Source organism: Methylothermaceae bacteria B42 (assembly GCA_001566965.1).
Lineage (GTDB): Bacteria > Pseudomonadota > Gammaproteobacteria > Methylococcales > Methylothermaceae > Methylohalobius.
In genome coordinates, this window is sequence record LSNW01000032.1 from 495,523 (window position 1) to 515,078 (window position 19,556).

The window sequence follows — 19,556 nt, forward strand, 5'->3', positions numbered from 1 at the left end:
CCCCCTCTTAAGGTAAATCTATGCCATAACATGCCATAAGTTCGATCTGAGAAAAAACCAGCGGCCATTTTTTCAAAGGTGTATAAAGAATACCTTAAATTGGAGGTAATCAGCAGCCCGAATTTAGAAATAACCAACCCTTCTCCTTCCGGGAGAAGCGCCTTTTCCATCGACCAAACCACGAGTTACAATTAGCCGCAAAAATTCGGGAGAATATGGTCCATGGAAATCTATGAGATTCCGGGGTTCACTCACCCGGTCAGTTCCCTGACCCATTTAATCGGTGCTGGCGTGTTCGCCATTTTGAGCATCCCCCTGGTTAAACAATGCCGGCTTTGCCGTCTGTGCCGGTGGACGGCGGGAATCTTCTCCTTCACCATTGTGCTGTTACTGTCGATGAGCGGCGTTTATCATCTCCTCGCGACGGGGGGAACCGGACACGAAGTTTTCGCGCGCCTGGATCATTCCGCCATCTTCATCCTGATCGCCGGCAGCTTTACCCCGCTGCAACCGTTGTTTTTTCGCAGTTGGTGGGGACGATGGGGAATGCTGGGATTGGTCTGGCTTCTGGCGATTACTGGTATCGTCCTGAAAGCAGTCTTTTTTCATAACATCCCTGAGGTGCTGGGACTTGCCCTTTATCTTGGCCTGGGCTGGCTGGGACTGGGTTCCGGCATCGCGCTGGCCCGACATTTCGGCTTTGCTTTCATCCGGCCCATGGTTTGGGGAGGATTATCCTATACAATAGGTGCCATCGCTGACTATGCCCGGTGGCCGGTGCTGATTCCAGGTATCCTGGGACCCCACGAACTCATGCACTTGGGCGTTCTGGGGGGTATCGCCGGCTTTTGGTGGTTCTTTTATAGCCGCATACCCGTGATCCAGGAGGGTATCACCAAAAAAAATGACCAACAAAATATCCAAAAGCAAAACCCCTCCTTGCAGGAGGGGTAGATAAATGGTGTCAAATATTTTGTTTTCTCAACGCATTTTTTCAACCCAGCGCCTAGCTAGATCGCCAGCGGCTTCCCGGGCACCCAGTCCGAAAGCCAGAGCAAAGGCTACCGCCACGGCACCCAGGGTCAACACAAAGGCAGCATTGACGATATCTTCGGCGATGCCCATTTCCCGCAATCCCATCGCGGTCACCACCAGCATGATAGCCACCCGCGCCACTTGGGCCAGGGGATTGGGACGGCCTTCCGGAGAAGCGCGGCTTATCGCTGTATAAGCCAAATTGGCCAGCCAGAAGCCGGCAATCAGAATGATACTGCCGAGCAGGATTTTACCGCCAAAGCGAATCAAATAACTCACCAGCTCGGAAACCTGGGATAACCCAAGACGATTGGTTGCCTCCACAAATGCAAATAGCAGAATAAAAAATGTCAAAAGACGTCCTGCCAGTATACTAGGCGTCATTGCACCTTCTTGACTCCGCCAAGGCAGTCCGAGACGCTGGGGTAATTGGTCGAAACCGACCCCGGACAAGATATTGACCGTCAATCCCGAAACCAATTTGGCGACAAACCAGGCAATGCCCAAAATCAACGCCGCGGCAATCAAATTGGGAATCACCGTTAAAATCGCCGAGAGCATTTGGGTGGCAGGCTCCGATATTGCCTCGATTTGAAGGGCATTGAGAGCGGCAATCAAGGCCGGGATCAGGACAAAAATAAACACGAGAGTGCCAACCAGTTTTGACAGGGTCATTTCCCCAGTCAATCCAGCCTTGCGCCCTAGGGTATTGACCCCGGAAACATCGAGAATATTGGTAACCAAATCACGCAAGATCCTGGCGACCAGCCAGCCGACAAAACCCAGCACCAAAGCGCCGAAAATGTTTGGCAACATCGCCAACACCTTGTTGACCATGTTCTGAACCGGACCCAGCAATCCCTTGAGTTCAAATGCTTCAAGAATCGCGGGTAAAAAAATCAGCAGAATCAGCCAAAAGACAATATTGCCCAGGGATATCGCCAAGGTTTCCCCTTCCGGCTCCGCCGCCAGACGCTCGGTAAGCCGGCTTTTCTCCAACAGTTTGCTAATGGAAATCCGCCCGAGCAAAGCCAACAGCCAAGCCAACAAAGTCAGGCCCAAGCCGGCAAATAATTTCGGCAGATAGGCAAATACCTGAGTAGTCAACGCTTGCAAGGGTTCGGAGACCATTTTCAGGTCAAGCGCGTCGAAAAAAGCAATAAAAACCAGCGCTAAGAGCAGGTAATACACTAGCCGTGTCACCCACAATTCCACATTCCATTCACTGTGGGTAGCCGCCTTGATTTTTTCGTTAAGGTCAAGCAGCCGTAATCCACGCCGCACCAACAAACGAATCACCAAAGCCAAAAACCAACCGACAATCAACAGCACCACAGCGCCAATGACTTTGGTTACTTTATCTCCCAATACAGCCGCCACTGGCGCCAGCCACTGGGATACGGTTTCATTCCAAAGGGTTAATTGTTCTTGCATACGAATCCTCCTCCTGAATCAGGTTTTAACATCTACTCTGATGACGTTACTTACAAATCGAGCCTCCTTGTCCAAGAAACTCAACTGAATACCGCACCTTCAAGAGAGGCTCAGCCTTAAACCTGCGCTTTTTTAAGTGCGCATAAGTTTTATAGTGGGGACAGATATTGGAATTTCAATAGAAAATGCAAAGTTTTTGTTATTTACTGATGTTACGCACTTGCCCGGAATGCCCTCTCCACCGCCCCCTCTCCCACAGGGAGAGGGGAGTCAACGCTTGGTTTTCGCCGCTCCCATCGTTATAGATGGAGGCCAGAAAACACTCCATATTACCTTCCTCGCCGGCACGGCAAGGTCAGGGAATCCACCCTTGGCCCCGCTTGGGGGGAGGGTTGGGGAGGGGGAGGATAATATGGAACGAACGTGCGTAACATCAGTGATTTATTCCTTGTAGCTAAACTTTTTTTCATCCGGAAGATTGAAATAGCCCATCTCCCAAGCAACAGTTTTTTCAACTCCCAATGCAATAACTCGGCAACCAGCTCTCATTCACCATCTCCGCCGGTACGGTGGAATAATCAAAGCGTCGGGCATCCTCAATCATCCGGTCAATGTCGAACAGGAACTTGGCTTCGGGAATATCGGAAAAGAATACTTTGAACAAGGGCGCAATCATCCATTTCGACAGCTTTATCCCGACGGGGCCGATAAAGTTACGCCGCTGTCCCACATGAGCCAGTTCATCCACCATGATTTCACGCAGCAGTTGATGTAACCGCTGGCATGCCTCGGGTTCCCTTTCTTTAAGCAATTCGTCGAATAGCCGGTCCAAATGTTGATAGAAAACCATGCCCATGAGTTCGGTGACAAACGCCGGCGCATCCATCAAAAAACCCGGCAACTTGGGAAAAGTGCGGTAAACTGCTTGCATCAATGGCCCTGGCGGCGCCCATTCCACCTCATCCAAATGAAAAGTCAGCAGCATTTTATGAAACAACCGGATATGGGTGAACTCCTCGGCCAAATGGACCCGGCTGATCTTGTCTTCCACACTGAGGCATTGTGCCATGGACGGCGTGGCGTCCCACGCGCCGCAGATCCCCACCCATTCATGGCGGGCGAATTTGTAGATGCAAGTCAGCATCAAGGTCAATTTGTCTACTTTTGCCGGATCATCCTGCCAAGACACACAGTTGCGGTAGAAAATCCGCGGATCCGGCAAAGGGGCACGGGATCTCACCGGTTGGTCTTGAAAGGCTTTCAGCTTTTCTCTTTTTCTGGAGAGATCCCGCTCACTTTCCAGTAATTCCCCCGCGTGACGCTGGGAAAAATCCCAATAGGATAAAAAGTTCCGCTCACGCTCTTCCCGCGTGCACGGAGTAAAAATTGATGTGGTTCTCGTTTCTTTTGCTTTATCTGACATTTCCTTATTCCCCCAATTGCAATAACAAATTACGCTGCCGGGCCACGTGAAAAGACCATAAAAACACCAATCCTCCCAGCAGCAAATAGAGTCCGTTAAGTCCCACTGCCCAGTAAAAATGATTCCAGATGAATTCGTGCTGAATCATCAATCCCCGCATTCCCTCGAATACATGGGCGGAGGGCAAGGCCAGGGCGATGGGTTGAATCCATGCGGGTAACACCGAAACCGGATAATAAATGCCGCTGACAGGCGCCAGAGCAAAAATCAACGCCCACGCCAACCCTTCCGCCCCCAAGCCATACCGAAGCACCAAAGAAATGACCACCAGTCCGATAGCCCAACCCATTACTAGTAAATTGATAAAAAAGGCGAGCAAGGGAAGCCCCATGTCGAAAATGGAATACTCGTAGAGCGCTATCGCCAGCAGCGCCGCCGCACCGACGCCGATCAGGGTTCGCAAGAGACTGATGGCCATCAAAGCCAATACCCACTCCCACGGACGCAGGGGTGTGACAAACAATTGACCGAGATTGCGCGACCACATCTCTTCGAGAAAGACGACCGATACCCCCAGTTGGGCCCGGAACAATACATCCCATAACAGGACGGCTGCGATAAACAATCCCGCCGCCTGGGCCAGCCATTCGCTCTGGCCGGCCAGGAAACGATTGATCAGTCCCCATAGAATCATCTGAACCGTAGGCCAATAGGCCAATTCCAGCAAGCGGGGCCAGGAACCTTTTAACAGGTAGAGATAACGCACCACAAGCGCATGAATTCTGCCCAGGCTGGCGAGCATGTTTCTCACTGTTCCCCACCACGGGCAATGTCGATAAACACTTGTTCCAGGGTTTCCCGGCTGTATTTCTCAATCAAGGCTTGAGGTGAACCTTGGTCGGCAATCCGGCCATTGTTCATGATAAAGACATAGTCACAAAGCCGCTCTACTTCCGTCATGTTATGGGAAGCCAGCAGAAAAGTAGCATGGCATCTTTGCCGGTAATTCATCAAGTAACCCCGTATCCGCTCGGCGGAATCGGGATCCAAGGAAGCCGTGGGTTCATCCATGAGCAACACTTCGGGGTAATTTAACAAGGATTTGGCCAGCGCTACCCGGGTTTTCTGGCCAGAAGACAAGGAACGGTAGCGGCGATTTTGCAGCTCGAGCAAATCCAATTCTTCACATAATTCCCCGAGGCGGGCCTTGCGCCGTGGAATCCCATACAGACGGGCATAGATATCCAGGTTTTGCCACACGGTCAGGCGGTGGGGCAAATCCACGTAAGGAGAAGTAAAATTCATCCGCGCCAAGGCGGAGTAGCGATTTTTCAGCATATCCACGCCCAACACCCTAACCCGGCCAGAACTTGGCAGCAACAACCCCAACAGGATGGATAAGGTGGTGGTTTTACCCGCGCCGTTGCCACCCAATAGGGCGCAGGTTTGGCCCTGATGCACTTGAAAGGAAATCCTATCCAAGGCAACGACCTTGTCGTAACGTTTGGATAAGTCCTTAACTTCAATAACCGGCTGGGTCTCCCGCATCTTCAAATTTATCTCAATCAGTCATGTTAGGAAGACACCCGGGACTGGCTATTGGAAATGCTGACGGCCTGGATGGCCGACATCAAGCCCCCAGGGAGGGTTTACGGCGCTTCCCAAAAACCGGGGCGCCTATCGAGGCGGGTAGCTTATGGCTTGAAGCCATGGGTAATCGGCCAGCGCCGGTCCCGGCCAAAGGCGCGAGGGGTAATACGAACCCCTGGCGGCGCCTGACGGCGCTTGTATTCGTTGCGGTCCACCATTTGCACCACCCGCTCCACCACTTTCCTGTCGAATCCGGCGGCAATGATCTCTGCAACAGCGCGATCCTGTTCCACATATAATTCAAGGATGGGGTCCAAAATGCTGTATGGGGGCAAGCTATCTTCGTCCTTTTGATCCGGCGCCAGCTCCGCTGAAGGCGGGCGTTCCAACACCCGCTGGGGAATCACCGGACGAATGGCATTGATGGTTTCCGCCAGTTGATAGACCTTGAGTTTCATGACGTCTTTGATGGGAGCGAATCCTCCCGCCATATCCCCATAGAGCGTGGCATAACCCACACTCATTTCACTTTTGTTGCCGGTGGAAAGGACTAGTTTGCCGGTTTTGTTGGAAATCGCCATCAGGGTAATTCCACGGCAACGGGCCTGAATATTTTCCTCAGTCACGTCCCAGGGTTTGCCGGCAAATTCCTCCTTGAGCATCTCCAAAAAAGCATTGAAAGCCGGCTCAATGGAGATAACGCTGTATTTCACCCCCAAATTTTCCGCCAGGGCTTTGGCGTCTTCCAGACTGATGTTGGAAGTAAACCGCGACGGCATCATCACCGCCTCGACATTTTCGGGACCTAAAGCGTCCGCCGCCAAAGCCAGCACCACGGAAGAATCAATCCCACCGGACAACCCCAATACCGCGCCGCGGAAATGATTTTTGTGGGTGTAGTCGCGGATGGCCAATACGATGGCTTTATAAATGCTCATCGATTCATCTTCAATGGGCGTCAACAGGCCCGCATGGGGTTTGACGTTATCTCCATCCCAGTCGAACTCGGCTACCGTCAAGGACTCTTCAAATTCGGGCGCCCTCAGCACCACTTCGCCATGAGAATCCATGACAAAAGAAGCGCCGTCGAAAACTAATTCATCCTGACCGCAGATCTGGTTGACGTACACCACCGGCACGCCGGTGGCGGCAATACGGGCATGGACCGCCGCTTCCCGCTGACCCACTTTGTGAATATGAAAAGGCGAGGCGTTGATATTCAAGATCAACCTGGCCCCGGCGTTGACTGCTTGTTCCACCACGCCCGCGTGCCAGATATCCTCACAAATGGAGAGCCCCACCGGCACACCTTTCATCAAGCACAATCCTGAGGCCTCTCCCGGAGAAAAGTAACGTTTTTCGTCGAACACGCCGTAATTAGGCAGTTCGTGTTTGTGATAGACCAAACGCACCTGACCATCGGCCAAAACCGCTGCGGCGTTATATAGTCTGCCGTCATATTGCTGAGGGAATCCGACGATGACCTCAATCCCCTTGACCGCTTCTCTGATTCTATCCAGTCCCTGCCGGCAAGCGTGGATAAAATCCGCCCGCAGCAACAAATCATCGGGCGGATAACCAGAAATGGCCAATTCCGTGAATATTACCGCGTGGGCTTTCAGTTCATCCCGGGCGCGCTGGGCCGTGGCGATAATTTTAGCCACGTTGCCCTCGATATCCCCCACCAAATAATTGAGCTGAGCCAGGGCCAAACGTAACCGGGTCATAGGCTGGCTTTCATGGCCGCGCCCATATCCGTGGGCGAATCCACCACCACAACCCCGGCATCGCGCAGGGCCTTCACCTTGGCTTCCGCCGTCCCCTTGCCACCGCTGACAATAGCCCCCGCATGTCCCATGCGCCGTCCAGGCGGCGCGGTGCGGCCAGCGATATAGGCCACGACTGGTTTGGTAACATGATGTTTAATGTAATCGGCCGCTTCTTCTTCCTCCTGGCCGCCGATCTCCCCCACCAGGATCATCCCTTTGGTATCCGGGTCGGATTCAAACAGCGCCAGCGCCTCGATAAAATTCATCCCGTGAATCGGGTCGCCGCCAATGCCGATGCACGTACTTTGCCCCAACCCTTCCTGAGTGGTTTGCCAAACCGCCTCATAGGTCAAGGTGCCCGAGCGGGAAACAATCCCCACCGAACCCGGCTTGTGAATAAAGCCCGGCATGATGCCTATCTTGCACTGGCCGGGGGTGATGATTCCGGGACAGTTGGGACCGATCAACACACAATCGTAATCTTGCAGCGTCGCTTTCACCCGCAGCATATGGAGGGTGGGAATGCCCTCGGTGATGCAAACCACCAAACGGATCCCGCAATCAGCCGCTTCCAGGATGGCGTCGGCGGCAAACGGCGGCGGCACGTAAATGACGCTGGCCTCGGCCCCGGTTGCCTGAACCGCTTCACGCACCGTATTGAATACCGGCAATTCCAGATGGGTTTGTCCGCCCCGGCCCGGTGTGACCCCGCCGACTAATTGCGTGCCATATTCCAAGGCCTGACGGGAATGAAAAGTTGCCTGCTTGCCGGTAAACCCCTGGCAAATGACTTTGGTAACGCGATCTACCAGCACGCTCATAACTGACCTCCCGCAGCGGCCACTGCCTTTTGCGCCGCTTCCTTTAAATCCACCGCGGCGATAATCGACAGGCCGGATTTTTCCAAAAGCCGCCGCCCGGCATCGGCATTGGTGCCTTCCAGCCGGACTACCACGGGTATTGAAACTCCCACTTCCTTGACCGCGGCAATAATACCTTCGGCAATCAAATCACAGCGGACAATACCACCGAAAATATTCACGAGAATCGCTTTGACTTTGGGGTCGGAAAGGATGATCTTGAAAGCTTCCGCCACCCTTTCCGCCGTGGTTCCACCTCCCACGTCGAGAAAATTGGCAGGCTCGCCGCCGCATTGCTTGACCAAATCCAGAGTCGCCATCGCCAGACCGGCGCCGTTAACCATGCAGCCGATATTCCCGTCCAGAGCGATGTAATTGAGATCATGTTCGCTGGCCTTGCGTTCTTTTTCGTCCTCTTGGCTGGGATCGCGCAGCGCTTCGATTTCAGGATGGGCGTAAAGGGCATTGTCGTCAAATTCCAATTTGGCGTCCAAAGCCACTAGCTGTCCTTCTGTTGTCAACGCCAGGGGGTTGATTTCTATCTGGGAAGCATCTTTATCCTGAAACAAACGGTAAAGATTTTTCAACAAACCCACAAATTGCTGGACTTGTTTCCCCTCCAAATCCATCCCAAATCCGGATTCGCGCCCTTGATAATCTTGCGGGCCCGCAGCTGGATGAATGAAAAATTTAAGAATTTTATCCGGTGTACGGGCCGCTACCTCTTCTATTTCCATGCCGCCAGCGGCGGAAGCGATGACCGAGATTCTTTCCCGGCCCCGATCGATGACCATGCTTAAATACAATTCTTCCGCAATCGAAGTCGCCCGCTCGACTAATACCGCGTTGACTGGCAGCCCCTTGGGTCTGGTTTGATGGGTTACCAAGGTCATTCCCAACAGTTTTGCAGCCGCTTCCCGCGTCTGACTGGGACTATCCACCATAAGAACGCCGCCGGCTTTGCCCCGGCCACCGGCATGTACCTGTGCTTTCACCAGCCATTTATCGCCGCCCAATTTTTCGGCGGCCTGCTGCGCTTCTTCAGGGGTATAAGCCACTTGTCCCAGGGGAACCGGAATCCCGTAGTCAGACAATAACGCTTTGGATTGAAATTCGTGAATATTCATGGAAAATTTTGCCTTTGATGGAAAAGTTCGGCGCTATACTTGGCATAGCGCTATAGAAGATGGTTACTTTTTTACCGCTTGTTTTTTTATCTTGGCTATTCTAAGCCAACCACACTGCTTGATGCGAGCCCATGCAACCAGGAAATCAATCACTAAGACCTTGTCCTTTTTCAAGCTATAGGATTCCTAACGACCAGGCATGGCGGCTGGTTAAGGTATTTGCAACCTATCAGTGTATTCTTTCTGCGTTGCTCGTTCTATTGTATTTCACTCAACTCGGGCCCAATCATCTGGGCAGCCACGCCCCAAAACTATATGAATGGACCACTTTAGGCTACCTGACAGCGTCCTTCGCTTCGCTTTATTTTTTGATTGCGCATAAGCTTGGCTACCGATTGCAGGCAGTAGCCCATATCAGCCTGGATTTGATTGCCATCCCGCTGATCATTTTTGCCTGCGGCGGTCTGCAAATCGGCTTTGGTATTTTACTGGCGGTAACCGTTGCCGCTGGCGGCCTTTTGATTGGCGGCCGCTGCGCTTTGGGAATTGCGGCATTGGCGAGCATCTCTGTACTGGCGGTGGAAGCCGCCGGTGACTTGCTCAATGCATTTGATACCACCAGTTATTCCTACGCCGGCATGTTGGGCACGGCTTATTTCACCATTGCGCTTCTTTCCATCGCCCTGGCGCAACAGGCAGAAAAAAGCGAAGCATTGGCGGAACAACGCGGCATCGATCTTGCCAATCTCAAGCAACTCAACGAATTTATCGTCCAACATTTACAATCGGGCATTTTGATACTGGACGAGACTTACCGCATCCGGCTTTTGAATGACTCCGCCCTGCGCCTGCTCAAACTCGATGCCAAACCTTCAGATCTGGCTGATCTGCCCGATAGATTAATCATTCACTTTCGAAGGTGGCTCCAGCAGCCCGAATCTAATTCCGTCACTTTGCAAAGCGATTCGGATTCCATTCATGTCCGTTTCAGCCGCCTAACCACCCAGGGTGAAACCTTGACCATGATTTTTCTGGAAGACGTGGCGCTCTATCAACAGCGGGTACAGGAAAGCAAACTGGCCTCCCTGGGCCGGTTGACCGCCGGCATCGCCCACGAAATCCGCAACCCCTTGAGCGCCATCAGTCACGCCGGGCAATTGTTGGGAGAAAACCCGGCGCTGGATGCGCAAGACCAACGCCTGGTGGAAATCATCCAGAACCATTCCCGCCGGGTCAACGACATTATTGGCAATGTGCTGGAACTTTCCCGCCGCAAACCCTCCCAACGCAGCAAGCTGAACATGGCGCATTGGCTGCCGCGGTTCTATGATGAATTCAAGGAGGAACATTTGGGATTGAAGGATGTGTTCGAGATCCATATAAAAGACGAACCGCTCTATGCCCTCGTCGATGCTTCCCAACTGCGTCAGATTTTGACTAACCTTTGCACTAACGCCTTGAAATATGGCGCAACTGGCGATAAAAATGTGGAAATTCATTTGTACCGTCACCCGGAGCAGGACAAACCGACGCTTGAAGTGGTGGATTACGGCCCCGGTATCCCGCCGGATACCTTACGCCAAGTGTTCGATCCTTTTTTCACCACCTCTTCCACGGGCACCGGACTAGGACTCTATATTGCCCGGGAACTGGCCCAATTGAACCAGGCCACCTTGGAATATGAGAAGAACAGCCGGCAAGGCAGCCGCTTCCGAATCATCCTTGCCGACGCGGAACAACTCACGGTGGAACTATGACACACGCCCTCGCTCTCGTTGTTGATGATGAACCAGATATACTGGAACTGTTGGAACTAACCCTGGCGCGGATGGACATCAAAGTCAGAACCGCCGCCAATCTGGATGAAGCCAAAAATTGGCTTAATCAGGAACAATTCCAACTCTGCCTGACCGACATGAAGCTACCTGATGGCAGCGGCCTGGAACTGGTGGAATATATCCAGGCCAACACGCCAGCATTGCCGGTGGCAGTCATCACAGCTCACGGCAGCATGGAGCTGGCCGTACAGGCTTTGAAACTGGGCGCCTTTGATTTTGTTTCCAAACCGGTTGATTTGAAAATCCTGCGCAAACTGGTGGGTAGCGCCATGACCCTTTCCAAGGAACTCGGTAAAAAGGACAACCGCTCGCGGGATATCTTGCTGGGAGAGTCCGAGGTGATGCGGGAAATCCGGGGCAAAATCGTCAAGCTGGGACGCACCCAGGCGCCCATTTTCATTAGCGGCGCTTCCGGCACTGGCAAAGAACTGGTTGCGCGCCTGATTCATGCCAAAAGTCCACGGGCGAACAAACCTTTTATCGCCGTCAATTGTGGCGCCATCCCGGCGGAATTAATGGAGAGTGAGTTTTTCGGCCACCGCAAGGGCAGCTTTTCCGGCGCGGTGGCGGATAAAACCGGTCTCTTTCAAGCCGCCGATGGGGGTACGTTGTTTCTCGACGAAGTGGCCGACTTACCTCTGTCTCTGCAGGTCAAACTGCTGCGGGCCATCCAGGAAAAATCCGTCCGTCCCGTCGGGGATCAACAGGAGATTCCCGTGGACGTAAGGATCCTGAGCGCAACCCACAAGAATCTAAAAAAAATGGTAGATGAAGGACAATTCCGCCAAGATTTGTTTTACCGGATCAATGTCATTGAATTGCCCGTGCCCGCCTTAAAAGATCGCAAAGAGGATATTCCCCAACTGTCGGAACACATCCTCGCGCGGTTGGGTGAACTCAACAGCGTGAGCGCTTTGAAATTGACGCCTAAAGCTTTGGAGGCCCTTCAGCGATATTCCTTTCCGGGCAACGTACGGGAACTGGAAAATATTCTTGAAAGAGCCGCCGCACTCTGCGAGGGGGGCACCATTGACATTGAAGATTTAAACCTGCCCGCACAGCAAACAGAAACCACGGAAAACCCAAGCGAAGAACCCACCCCACCAAACGGCGTTTTTTCCCTGGAGAATTATCTGGATGAGATCGAAAGACGAACTATTCTCAACGTCCTGGAGCAGACCCGCTGGAACCGTACCGCTGCTGCAAAACAGCTCGGCCTGACCTTCCGCTCCCTGCGTTACCGATTGAAAAAACTAGGCATTGATTAAGCCCAATATTTTTTCATTTGCTTCAATTTCTCCAGCGCTTCCTTCACTTTCTGGTTGTTTTTTTCGTCCTTCAAATCCGTATTGTTATAAATTTTGTCCAGCAAACCTTCCTTGACCAGCGCCTCCTTAATCCAGCGTTTGGCAAACCGGTAATTGGTAGGCACTGCGGCGGTCTCGCCAGTTTCAGGATTTTTCAAGGTCTTAACCTTTTCAGCCTCCTCGGCTGTTGCAACCTCCTGTTGACTCTCAACTGGCTTTTCAGCGGCAGGCTCTACCTCAGCCACCGGAGATTCCTCCTTCTCAGCTACCGGCGCTTGGGACTTGGCTTGTTGTGGATGCGTTGGCTGGCCTTTATTCGCGAAAGTCGCAGTGAGTAAAATATAAGCGACGTAAACGACAAAAAGAATAGTAATTCCGATTAATAAGGTCTCCATTAATTCCTCCCCTTCAATAATTAATTTTTGTATAACCTTCAAGGCCCATAGGGTAGCCGATAGAGCCCATGAGAGACAAGAGCAAGTCTCTTTGAATGACGCATGAGTCTAGAAGACAGGCATCATTTCAATGTGGCGGGGTCAAGCCAAAACATTGCAAATCTGAACCTTGGCAAACCAAATGGCGTTTGTTGCATAACCTCTCCATCTTGGCTGTCCAAGGGGAGATGAAATCAATATTGGCGCTCTAAAGATGCCAACTGAGAATTTGTACTCATCCACTTTCGCTTTCCCATTCTTGGTATTGTGGCTACTATTCGCATCACAAAAACACGTTAAACCCATATTCATATGCAGCTTCCCAATCTATAGATCAAGACAAAACGGACTTACTGGCATATTTAATGAAGTCTTCCTCAGGCAACGGCGGGCTATAGAAAAACCCTTGGAAAATCGGGCAACCATGGCTCTTGAGAAACTGCCGCTGCACTTCGTTTTCAACCCCTTCTGCCACAACATCCAATCCCAAATGCCGGGCCATGGATAACATGGTCTCAATAATGACGCAGTCGTTGGCATCCACAGCAATATCATTGATGAACGAACGGTCAATTTTCAGCTGATCCAGAGGCAATCGTTTGAGATACAGCAGGGATGAATAACCTGTCCCAAAATCATCGATGGAAAACCGAACTCCCAGTCGTTTTAAGGCCCGTATTTTCGTAATGGTGTCATTTATATCTTCAATAACGATATTTTCGGTCAATTCCAACATGAGTTTCCGCGCATTGATTCGGCAACTCTTGAGTACTGACTGCACTTGCTCGACGAACCCCGCTTGATGAAACTGTCTGGGGCTAATGTTTACCGCCAAATGATCCAGCCTTTGAAAGAAGGGCTGCGATTGCCAAGTGCCCATATACCGGCAGGCCTCTTTCAACACCCACTGTCCCAGGGGTAGTATCAGACCGCTTTCTTCGGCGATGGGAATAAATTCGTTGGGAGGTACCCACCCGTCTTCCGGGTGATACCATCGCAACAACGCTTCCACCCCCACTAGATCCCCAGCCACATTATGCTGGGGTTGAAAATAAAGCTGGAGCTGATTTTGTTCAAGCGCGGCGCGCAAATCCTTTTCCATTTGCAGGCGGACATCGGCAGCCACCTGCATGGCCGGGAGATAGAAACAGATGGCATTGCGGCCCATGGATTTTGCCCGATACATGGCAGTGTCGGCCTGTTTGAGCAAGTCATCTGGCGCTTCAGGGCCGGCAAACAAAGTGATGCCGATGCTGATGGAGGTTTGATAGCTTTGCCCGTTCAATTCATAGGGCGCGGCTATATGCTTTTTGATCTTTTCCGCGACGATTCTGACTTGATTGGCTGCTTTGGTGGAATCCGGCTCCAATTCCGGCAACAATACCACAAACTCGTCTCCCCCCAGGCGAGCAACCGTATCCTCCACCCGCAGATGCTGGCGCAACCTTTCCGATACCTGGACCAAAAGGGCATCCCCCACTTGATGGCCCCAAGCATCATTCAAATGCTTGAAATTATCCAAATCCAGAAACATCAATGCCCCATAGCTCCGGTGACGGTCTGCGACGCCCAACTCTTGCCTCAGCCGGTCCATGAACAACCGGCGATTGGGAAGATTGGTCAAGGGATCGTAAAATGCCAGGCGCTGGATTTCTTGTTCCGCCTTTTGCCTTTCCAGTTCCGCGCTGGCGCGCGCAGCAAACATGCGCAGAACCGACAAAATGTAATTTTCATCGGTTAAAGGCTTAGTGTCACAAATGACTAGAATGCCAATGACATTTCCCTGACTGTTTTGCAACGGCGTACCCGCGTAGCCTTCCACCTTCATTTCAACCAGGAGGTGATCTTGTGGAAAAAGGGATTGAACACCCCGGGGAAAAATACAAGCACCACGACTCACCACATTGGCACAAGGCGTATTTTCCAATTCATAACGAAAGCTTTTCACCCATTCGCCTTTACTCCATCCGTTCAGCACTTCCACCTGTAAAGATGATTGGTTCAATGTCCCTACAAACGCATAATCAACCTCCAAGCCTTCCCCCAGTTGCCGCACCATGGTCTGAAAGAAATCCTCCCCTACCTTGCTTCCAATATCTTCGGCAAGCAACCGGGTGAAATAATCGATTTTCCGTTGCTCGGTCACATCGTGTACAGTCACGTAAAGCAACATTTCAGAATCAACCTCTATCTGACTAGCATGAAGTTCCACCTGCCGGCGCTGACCGGAACGCAATCGATGGGAATAAACTTCCGGGCCAGCTTCGTTGCCTTCCTCAATCACATGCGCTTCTTCGATCCAATCTAGGGGCATGCCTTGCATTTCATTACGGCTGTAGCCATAGAACCGGCAAGCGGCATCATTGGCGTCGATGATGATCCGCTTCTTCTCATCAATCAACAATGCAGCAACCTTGCCTTTTTCAAACAGGTGCCGGTATCGGGCTTCGCTCGCCAACAGTTTTTTTTGCAAGGCATAGGTTTCTGTCACATCCCTGAAGACAAGCACCACCCCTGTGATTGCACCGGTATGATCCCGCATCGGCGCGGCGCTGTCGGCGATCTGGAAGCGCCTCCCATCTTTGGAAATCAAAACCGTGTCATTGGCCAAACCGACGACTTTGCCGTCGGCGAAGACTTTTTCCACCGGATTTTCCGCCGGCTGGCCGGTTTGCGCATCAACAATGTGAAAGACTTCCACCAGTGGTTTTCCCAGCACATCTTTTTTATTCCAGCCGGTCAAGCGTTCCGCCATGGGATTCATGCGTTCGACCTTCCCGTGGGCATCCGTTGCAATCACTGCGTCTCCGATGGAATCCAAGGTCACTTGCAGACGCTGTTCGCTGGCGCGCAAGGCGGTCTCTGCCTTTTTCCGCTGGGCCTCGCGCTCAAAATTCTCCAGGGCGAAGGAAATATCGCTGGCTAGCTCGGTCAAAAGGATCAATAAATCTTCGGAAAAATAGTTTTCTTCCTCTGCATAAACCAGAAAAACGCCCACCACTTTGGCGTCACAGTGAATGGGAAAAGAAGCACAACTGGCCAGTTGAAAACGGGAGGCTTGCCGGTGCCAAGGCTGGCTAAGGGGGTTTTTCAGAAAATCGTTGATCACTACGCTGCGATCTTCCAGCACCGCAGTCGCTGCCGGCCCCCGGCCTTCCGGCAGGGTATTGTCCAAGGGTATCCAAAGACTTTCCACATATTGCTTGCAACTTTCATCGTTTGCCGCACAAGCCTCGAGGATGAGTACTTTCCTTTCTTCATCCACAACTCCCACCCAAGCCAGTTTAAATCCCGCCCTTTCGACGGCAATCCGGCAAAGCGCGTCGAAAACTTCTTCTCGTTTTTGGGCGCGGATGATAACTTGGTTGGTTTCAGCCAACGTGTCATACAAGGACTTTTGGCGTTCCAACAAACGTTGCCCCGCCGCTATTTTATCCGCCATTTGGTTGAAGGTCTTGGTCAATTGTATCAATTCACCTTGGCCTTCCAATTCCATTCTGACACCTAAATCTCCTTCCCCGAAGTGCCGCGCCACTTCGGTCATATGGGCGAGGGGTTGAATCAAATGGGCTTTCAACTGCCGCCACAGTATTCCCAGCGCCAGAATCACCATGGTGCCCAACACCAATGTGGAGTTGAGCAGATTCATCCAAAGTTGATGAATTTGCGGCCCCAGATCGTAACGGGCGTAAAGGATACCGATCCGTTGGCCCCGCAATCGATGGGCTTGATTCATCCAAGCAACAGGGTAATAAGCTTGAACAAACTCATGGGAATGACCAAGAAAAACTACTGGCCGATGGCGTTGCCGAACGCTTGCGAACCGGCTGATTTCGAACAAGGGATCCGCTTTTACCGCATCCAGTCCTTTCCAGGCCAAACGGTTGGCGAAATCGATCCGGCCCTGATCGTCAGCCAGCAGAATCACTTTCAAGTCCGGATCCACCGCCCATAACGTCAATAACCGTTCCGCCTCCACCTTATCAGGTTCAGCCAGGGCATTTTCCAATTCCAACTGTAAACGCCCAAGATCGTGTCTTAAATGTTCAATGGCGTGAACCTGAACCCTTCGTATCTCCCGAATGCCATAGAGAACCGACAACCCCAACCAAAGCCCCATCACAATCACCATAAAAGAAAAAGCCAGCGATTTCCCAAGACTTCGGGTGTAGATAGGGCTCATGGAATCTTCCGGGGTAAAAAGCGGGGATCGGTCAACTGGGAGAAACGGAGAGGATGATCAAGCAATTCATTTTTTAGCATCAAGTCCGCCAATTCCCTGGCCCTTGTTTGCAAGGGTGAAGGAGCGCCCGTAAGATAATAACGGTTTTCTTGCAAGGAAGGCAGTTTCATCCCCTGATAAGACTGCAAAATCGCCTTTTCCGACAATCCCAACCGGCCTTGCATTCGAGAAACCGCCTCCTGGGGAGTGGCTTTTAAGAATTGCACCGCTTGAAAATAACCGTGCAATAGTTTTTCTAACACAGCCTGATTAGGTTCGATGACCTCTTTTCTGACCACCAACACATCAACAATGCGGCCTGGGATCCTGCTGCTATCGAATAGTTTCCTTGCACCTTCCTGTATCAGATAAGTGGCCACCGGATCAAAGGTGACTACCGCATCCACTTGGCCCTGCAGAAACGCTTGATGATGTTGGTCTACGGTCAACCTTTGCAAATTGATATCATCAAGAGTCAATCCCGCGGCGGCCAACGCGCCATCGAGTAATATGGCGCCGACACCGGTATGCTCCACGCCAATCGTCTTGCCCCGTAGCTGTGGCAAAGCGCTAATACCGGACCGGGCCAACAACATATCACCGCCCGCGGATACATCCATCACCAGAATCACCCGCAGGTCGTATTGATCTTGGAGCAATGTCAGTGCCTCATCCAGCGTCAATGCAGCGGCATCCAGCTCTCCATTGCGGAAAAGATGAAGAACGTCGGTGGCCGAATGCAACTCCACCAAATGAATGTCCTGATCGCGGTATAATCCCATGGATCTGGCCAGATAAAGGGGTTCGTAACCGGGCCAGACATTGGTGCCAACGCGTAAAGGGGGCATTCCCGGTTGATCGAGGCGGACCACCCCCCAAAAAACCAGGACAGGGAAGATAATTAAAGCGATTGACAGCAGAAATCGACGCAAAACAATATTAATTGGTTATTAACCGGCCCATTTTTATAAACATTTAGAATATAAACCCGATTGTAACAAACAAAAAAAAAATGGATTTTAACTACCACGGTGACTACCCACTCAAGTATAGAACCAAACCAGTGATGGAAAACTCAAAGTTGTCAAAAAATAAAGGACAGTTCAGCGCCGAAAATCTGGAATGCATCCGTAGCGATAGATTACTGTTTTCCCGCCTCAGTTTTTCCCTTGATTCAGGCGAAATGCTGCACGTGGAGGGCGAAAATGGGAGCGGAAAAACCAGTTTGCTCAGAATTTTGTGTGGTTTGAGCCCGCCAGCATCGGGGGAAATTTATTGGCAGGGAAATACGGTGAGAAAAAACCGCACCCGGTTTTTGGAAAATATAGCCTATATCGGCCATCACGCCGGAATCAAAGGAGAATTAACCCCTTTGGAAAATCTAGCGTTGGTGCTCAAACTTCACCCAACCCATTCAAAGGCCGATTTATCACAAATTTTGGCCGATGTGGGACTTTACGGCCACGAAGATGTACCCGCTCGCACGCTATCGGCCGGCCAAAGACAACGCATTGCCTTGGCCCGCTTGCTACTCCAAAAGGCCATTTTGTGGATTCTGGATGAACCGTTTACTTCTCTGGATGTGAAAGGCCGCGCCTGGTTGCAAGATTTGCTGGATCATCACCTTCAACGCGGTGGGATGATTATTTTGACGGCCCATCATCTGCTTGAATCCAGCCGACCCATGCGCCGACTCTGTTTAAACGAATATCAGTCTTAAACCTATGGCATCCCATCCTTTGACCGCCTTTTGGGCAATCTTGCGCCGTGATCTGCTGCTGGCCTTCCGCCACCGTGGCGAGTTGGCCAATCCCTTGTTGTTCTTTCTGATGATTGTCAGCCTCTATCCCCTTGGCATCAGTCCGGAACCTGACCTGCTCCGCACCATTGCTCCTGGCGCGGTATGGATCGCGGCATTGTTGTCGGCTTTGTTTTCCATGGAGAATTTATTCCGCAGTGACTTCCAGGACGGCACCTTGGAACAGATCACGCTCAGCCCCCAACCCTTGCCTCTGTTGCTCGGCGCCAAAATTCTGGCCCACTGGCTGGTCAGCGGCCTGCCGATGATTTTGATGGCGCCGGTCTTGGCGCTGCTGCTTTCCATGCCGGCTTCCGCCACCTGGACGCTCGTCTACACATTAGCCTTGGGCACCCCTCTGTTGAGTCTGATCGGCGCGGTAGGTACCGCTTTGACCCTGGGACTCAAACGGGGCGGCGTGTTGCTGACCTTGTTAGTCATGCCGCTTTATATTCCCATCTTGATATTCGCCACCAATGCGGTATCCGCAGCGGCAGCGGGCATGCCTATCACGGGCCAGCTTTATTTTCTGGCAGCCCTGTTAGTCTTGGCCTTGACCTTGTCGCCCCTTGCCATTGCCGCGGCGGTGCGCATCAGTTTGAGCTGATCTGGTATCATTGCTTTTTCTTGCAACTTTTTTAGTTGGTTATGTATAAAAGCATTTTTCCACGAGTTAACGGGAATTTGGCTAATAGCTGGATACACCCAAATGGGCATGT

General features: G+C 51.8%; 15 protein-coding genes. 5 read left to right on the top strand and 10 right to left on the bottom strand.

Annotated features, from left to right (window positions below; all coding sequences use genetic code 11):
• Positions 1-222 precede the first annotated feature (222 nt).
• Positions 223-954, top strand: a complete 732-nt coding sequence (locus tag AXA67_13490) for a hypothetical protein (protein ID KXJ40046.1) — start codon at positions 223-225, stop codon at positions 952-954.
• A gap of 27 nt (positions 955-981) precedes the next feature.
• Here the strand turns inward: AXA67_13490 and AXA67_13495 are convergent, their stop codons facing one another.
• From AXA67_13495 to sucC, 7 genes are all read right to left on the bottom strand, one after another.
• The gene (locus AXA67_13495) at positions 982-2,424 is read right to left on the bottom strand and encodes a hypothetical protein (protein ID KXJ40194.1); all 1,443 of its coding nucleotides are present in this window, start codon (positions 2,422-2,424) and stop codon (positions 982-984) included.
• A 556-nt stretch (positions 2,425-2,980) separates the two neighbouring features.
• Positions 2,981-3,892 carry a hypothetical protein gene (locus AXA67_13500; GenBank protein ID KXJ40047.1) on the bottom strand — a complete coding sequence of 304 codons (912 nt, stop codon included), beginning with the start codon at positions 3,890-3,892 and terminating at the stop codon, positions 2,981-2,983.
• 4 nt (positions 3,893-3,896) lie between these two features.
• Positions 3,897-4,694, bottom strand: coding sequence for an ABC transporter (locus AXA67_13505; GenBank protein ID KXJ40048.1), 798 nt, complete (start codon positions 4,692-4,694; stop codon positions 3,897-3,899).
• 5 nt (positions 4,695-4,699) lie between these two features.
• Complete coding sequence (locus AXA67_13510; GenBank protein ID KXJ40049.1) at positions 4,700-5,452, bottom strand: ABC transporter; 753 nt, start codon at positions 5,450-5,452, stop codon at positions 4,700-4,702.
• Between the two features lie 134 nt (positions 5,453-5,586).
• Complete coding sequence (locus AXA67_13515; protein ID KXJ40050.1) at positions 5,587-7,209, bottom strand: NAD synthetase; 1,623 nt, start codon at positions 7,207-7,209, stop codon at positions 5,587-5,589.
• On the bottom strand, positions 7,206-8,072 hold the full coding sequence (locus AXA67_13520) for a succinate--CoA ligase subunit alpha (protein ID KXJ40051.1): 867 nt from the start codon (positions 8,070-8,072) through the stop codon (positions 7,206-7,208). The genes AXA67_13515 and AXA67_13520 overlap by 4 nt, the downstream gene beginning before the upstream one ends.
• Positions 8,069-9,238 (bottom strand): succinate--CoA ligase subunit beta, encoded by a 1,170-nt coding sequence (gene sucC, locus AXA67_13525; GenBank protein KXJ40052.1) that lies wholly within the window; start codon positions 9,236-9,238, stop codon positions 8,069-8,071. The genes AXA67_13520 and sucC overlap by 4 nt, the downstream gene beginning before the upstream one ends.
• A 248-nt stretch (positions 9,239-9,486) precedes the next feature.
• On the opposite strand from sucC, the gene AXA67_13530 reads away from it, so the two are divergent.
• Both AXA67_13530 and AXA67_13535 read left to right on the top strand, forming a co-directional pair.
• Positions 9,487-10,995, top strand: a complete 1,509-nt coding sequence (locus tag AXA67_13530) for a hypothetical protein (GenBank protein KXJ40053.1) — start codon at positions 9,487-9,489, stop codon at positions 10,993-10,995.
• Entirely contained in the window at positions 10,992-12,344 is a 1,353-nt protein-coding gene (locus AXA67_13535; GenBank protein KXJ40054.1) for a two-component system response regulator, read from the top strand. Before AXA67_13530 ends, AXA67_13535 begins: the two co-directional genes overlap by 4 nt.
• Here the strand turns inward: AXA67_13535 and AXA67_13540 are convergent.
• The 3 genes from AXA67_13540 to AXA67_13550 form a co-directional block, all read right to left on the bottom strand.
• Positions 12,341-12,778: a hypothetical protein gene (locus tag AXA67_13540; protein KXJ40055.1), complete on the bottom strand. Its 438-nt coding sequence runs from the start codon at positions 12,776-12,778 to the stop codon at positions 12,341-12,343. The two genes, AXA67_13535 and AXA67_13540, sit on opposite strands and share 4 nt — an antisense overlap.
• A gap of 373 nt (positions 12,779-13,151) precedes the next feature.
• A complete protein-coding gene (locus tag AXA67_13545) occupies positions 13,152-17,000 on the bottom strand; it encodes a hypothetical protein (protein KXJ40056.1) in 3,849 nt (1,282 codons plus the stop codon).
• The gene (locus tag AXA67_13550; GenBank protein ID KXJ40057.1) at positions 16,997-17,887 is read right to left on the bottom strand and encodes a hypothetical protein; all 891 of its coding nucleotides are present in this window, start codon (positions 17,885-17,887) and stop codon (positions 16,997-16,999) included. Before AXA67_13550 ends, AXA67_13545 begins: the two co-directional genes overlap by 4 nt.
• 218 nt (positions 17,888-18,105) lie before the next feature.
• On the opposite strand from AXA67_13550, the gene AXA67_13555 reads away from it, so the two are divergent.
• Both AXA67_13555 and AXA67_13560 read left to right on the top strand, forming a co-directional pair.
• Entirely contained in the window at positions 18,106-18,759 is a 654-nt protein-coding gene (locus AXA67_13555; GenBank protein KXJ40195.1) for a hypothetical protein, read from the top strand.
• Positions 18,760-18,763: 4 nt separating this feature from the next.
• A complete protein-coding gene (locus AXA67_13560; protein ID KXJ40058.1) occupies positions 18,764-19,444 on the top strand; it encodes a heme transporter in 681 nt (226 codons plus the stop codon).
• The last annotated feature ends 112 nt before the right edge of the window (positions 19,445-19,556 follow it).

Coding starts and splice junctions, on each gene's coding strand:
- AXA67_13540 (KXJ40055.1), bottom strand. CDS start 12,778: ATGGAGACCTTATTAATCGGAATTACTATTCTTTTTGTCGTTTACGTC.
- AXA67_13505 (KXJ40048.1), bottom strand. CDS start 4,694: ATGCTCGCCAGCCTGGGCAGAATTCATGCGCTTGTGGTGCGTTATCTC.
- AXA67_13545 (KXJ40056.1), bottom strand. CDS start 17,000: ATGAGCCCTATCTACACCCGAAGTCTTGGGAAATCGCTGGCTTTTTCT.
- AXA67_13520 (KXJ40051.1), bottom strand. CDS start 8,072: ATGAGCGTGCTGGTAGATCGCGTTACCAAAGTCATTTGCCAGGGGTTT.
- AXA67_13535 (KXJ40054.1), top strand. CDS start 10,992: ATGACACACGCCCTCGCTCTCGTTGTTGATGATGAACCAGATATACTG.
- AXA67_13560 (KXJ40058.1), top strand. CDS start 18,764: ATGGCATCCCATCCTTTGACCGCCTTTTGGGCAATCTTGCGCCGTGAT.
- AXA67_13515 (KXJ40050.1), bottom strand. CDS start 7,209: ATGACCCGGTTACGTTTGGCCCTGGCTCAGCTCAATTATTTGGTGGGG.
- AXA67_13500 (KXJ40047.1), bottom strand. CDS start 3,892: ATGTCAGATAAAGCAAAAGAAACGAGAACCACATCAATTTTTACTCCG.
- AXA67_13490 (KXJ40046.1), top strand. CDS start 223: ATGGAAATCTATGAGATTCCGGGGTTCACTCACCCGGTCAGTTCCCTG.
- AXA67_13555 (KXJ40195.1), top strand. CDS start 18,106: ATGGAAAACTCAAAGTTGTCAAAAAATAAAGGACAGTTCAGCGCCGAA.
- sucC (KXJ40052.1), bottom strand. CDS start 9,238: ATGAATATTCACGAATTTCAATCCAAAGCGTTATTGTCTGACTACGGG.
- AXA67_13550 (KXJ40057.1), bottom strand. CDS start 17,887: ATGCCCCCTTTACGCGTTGGCACCAATGTCTGGCCCGGTTACGAACCC.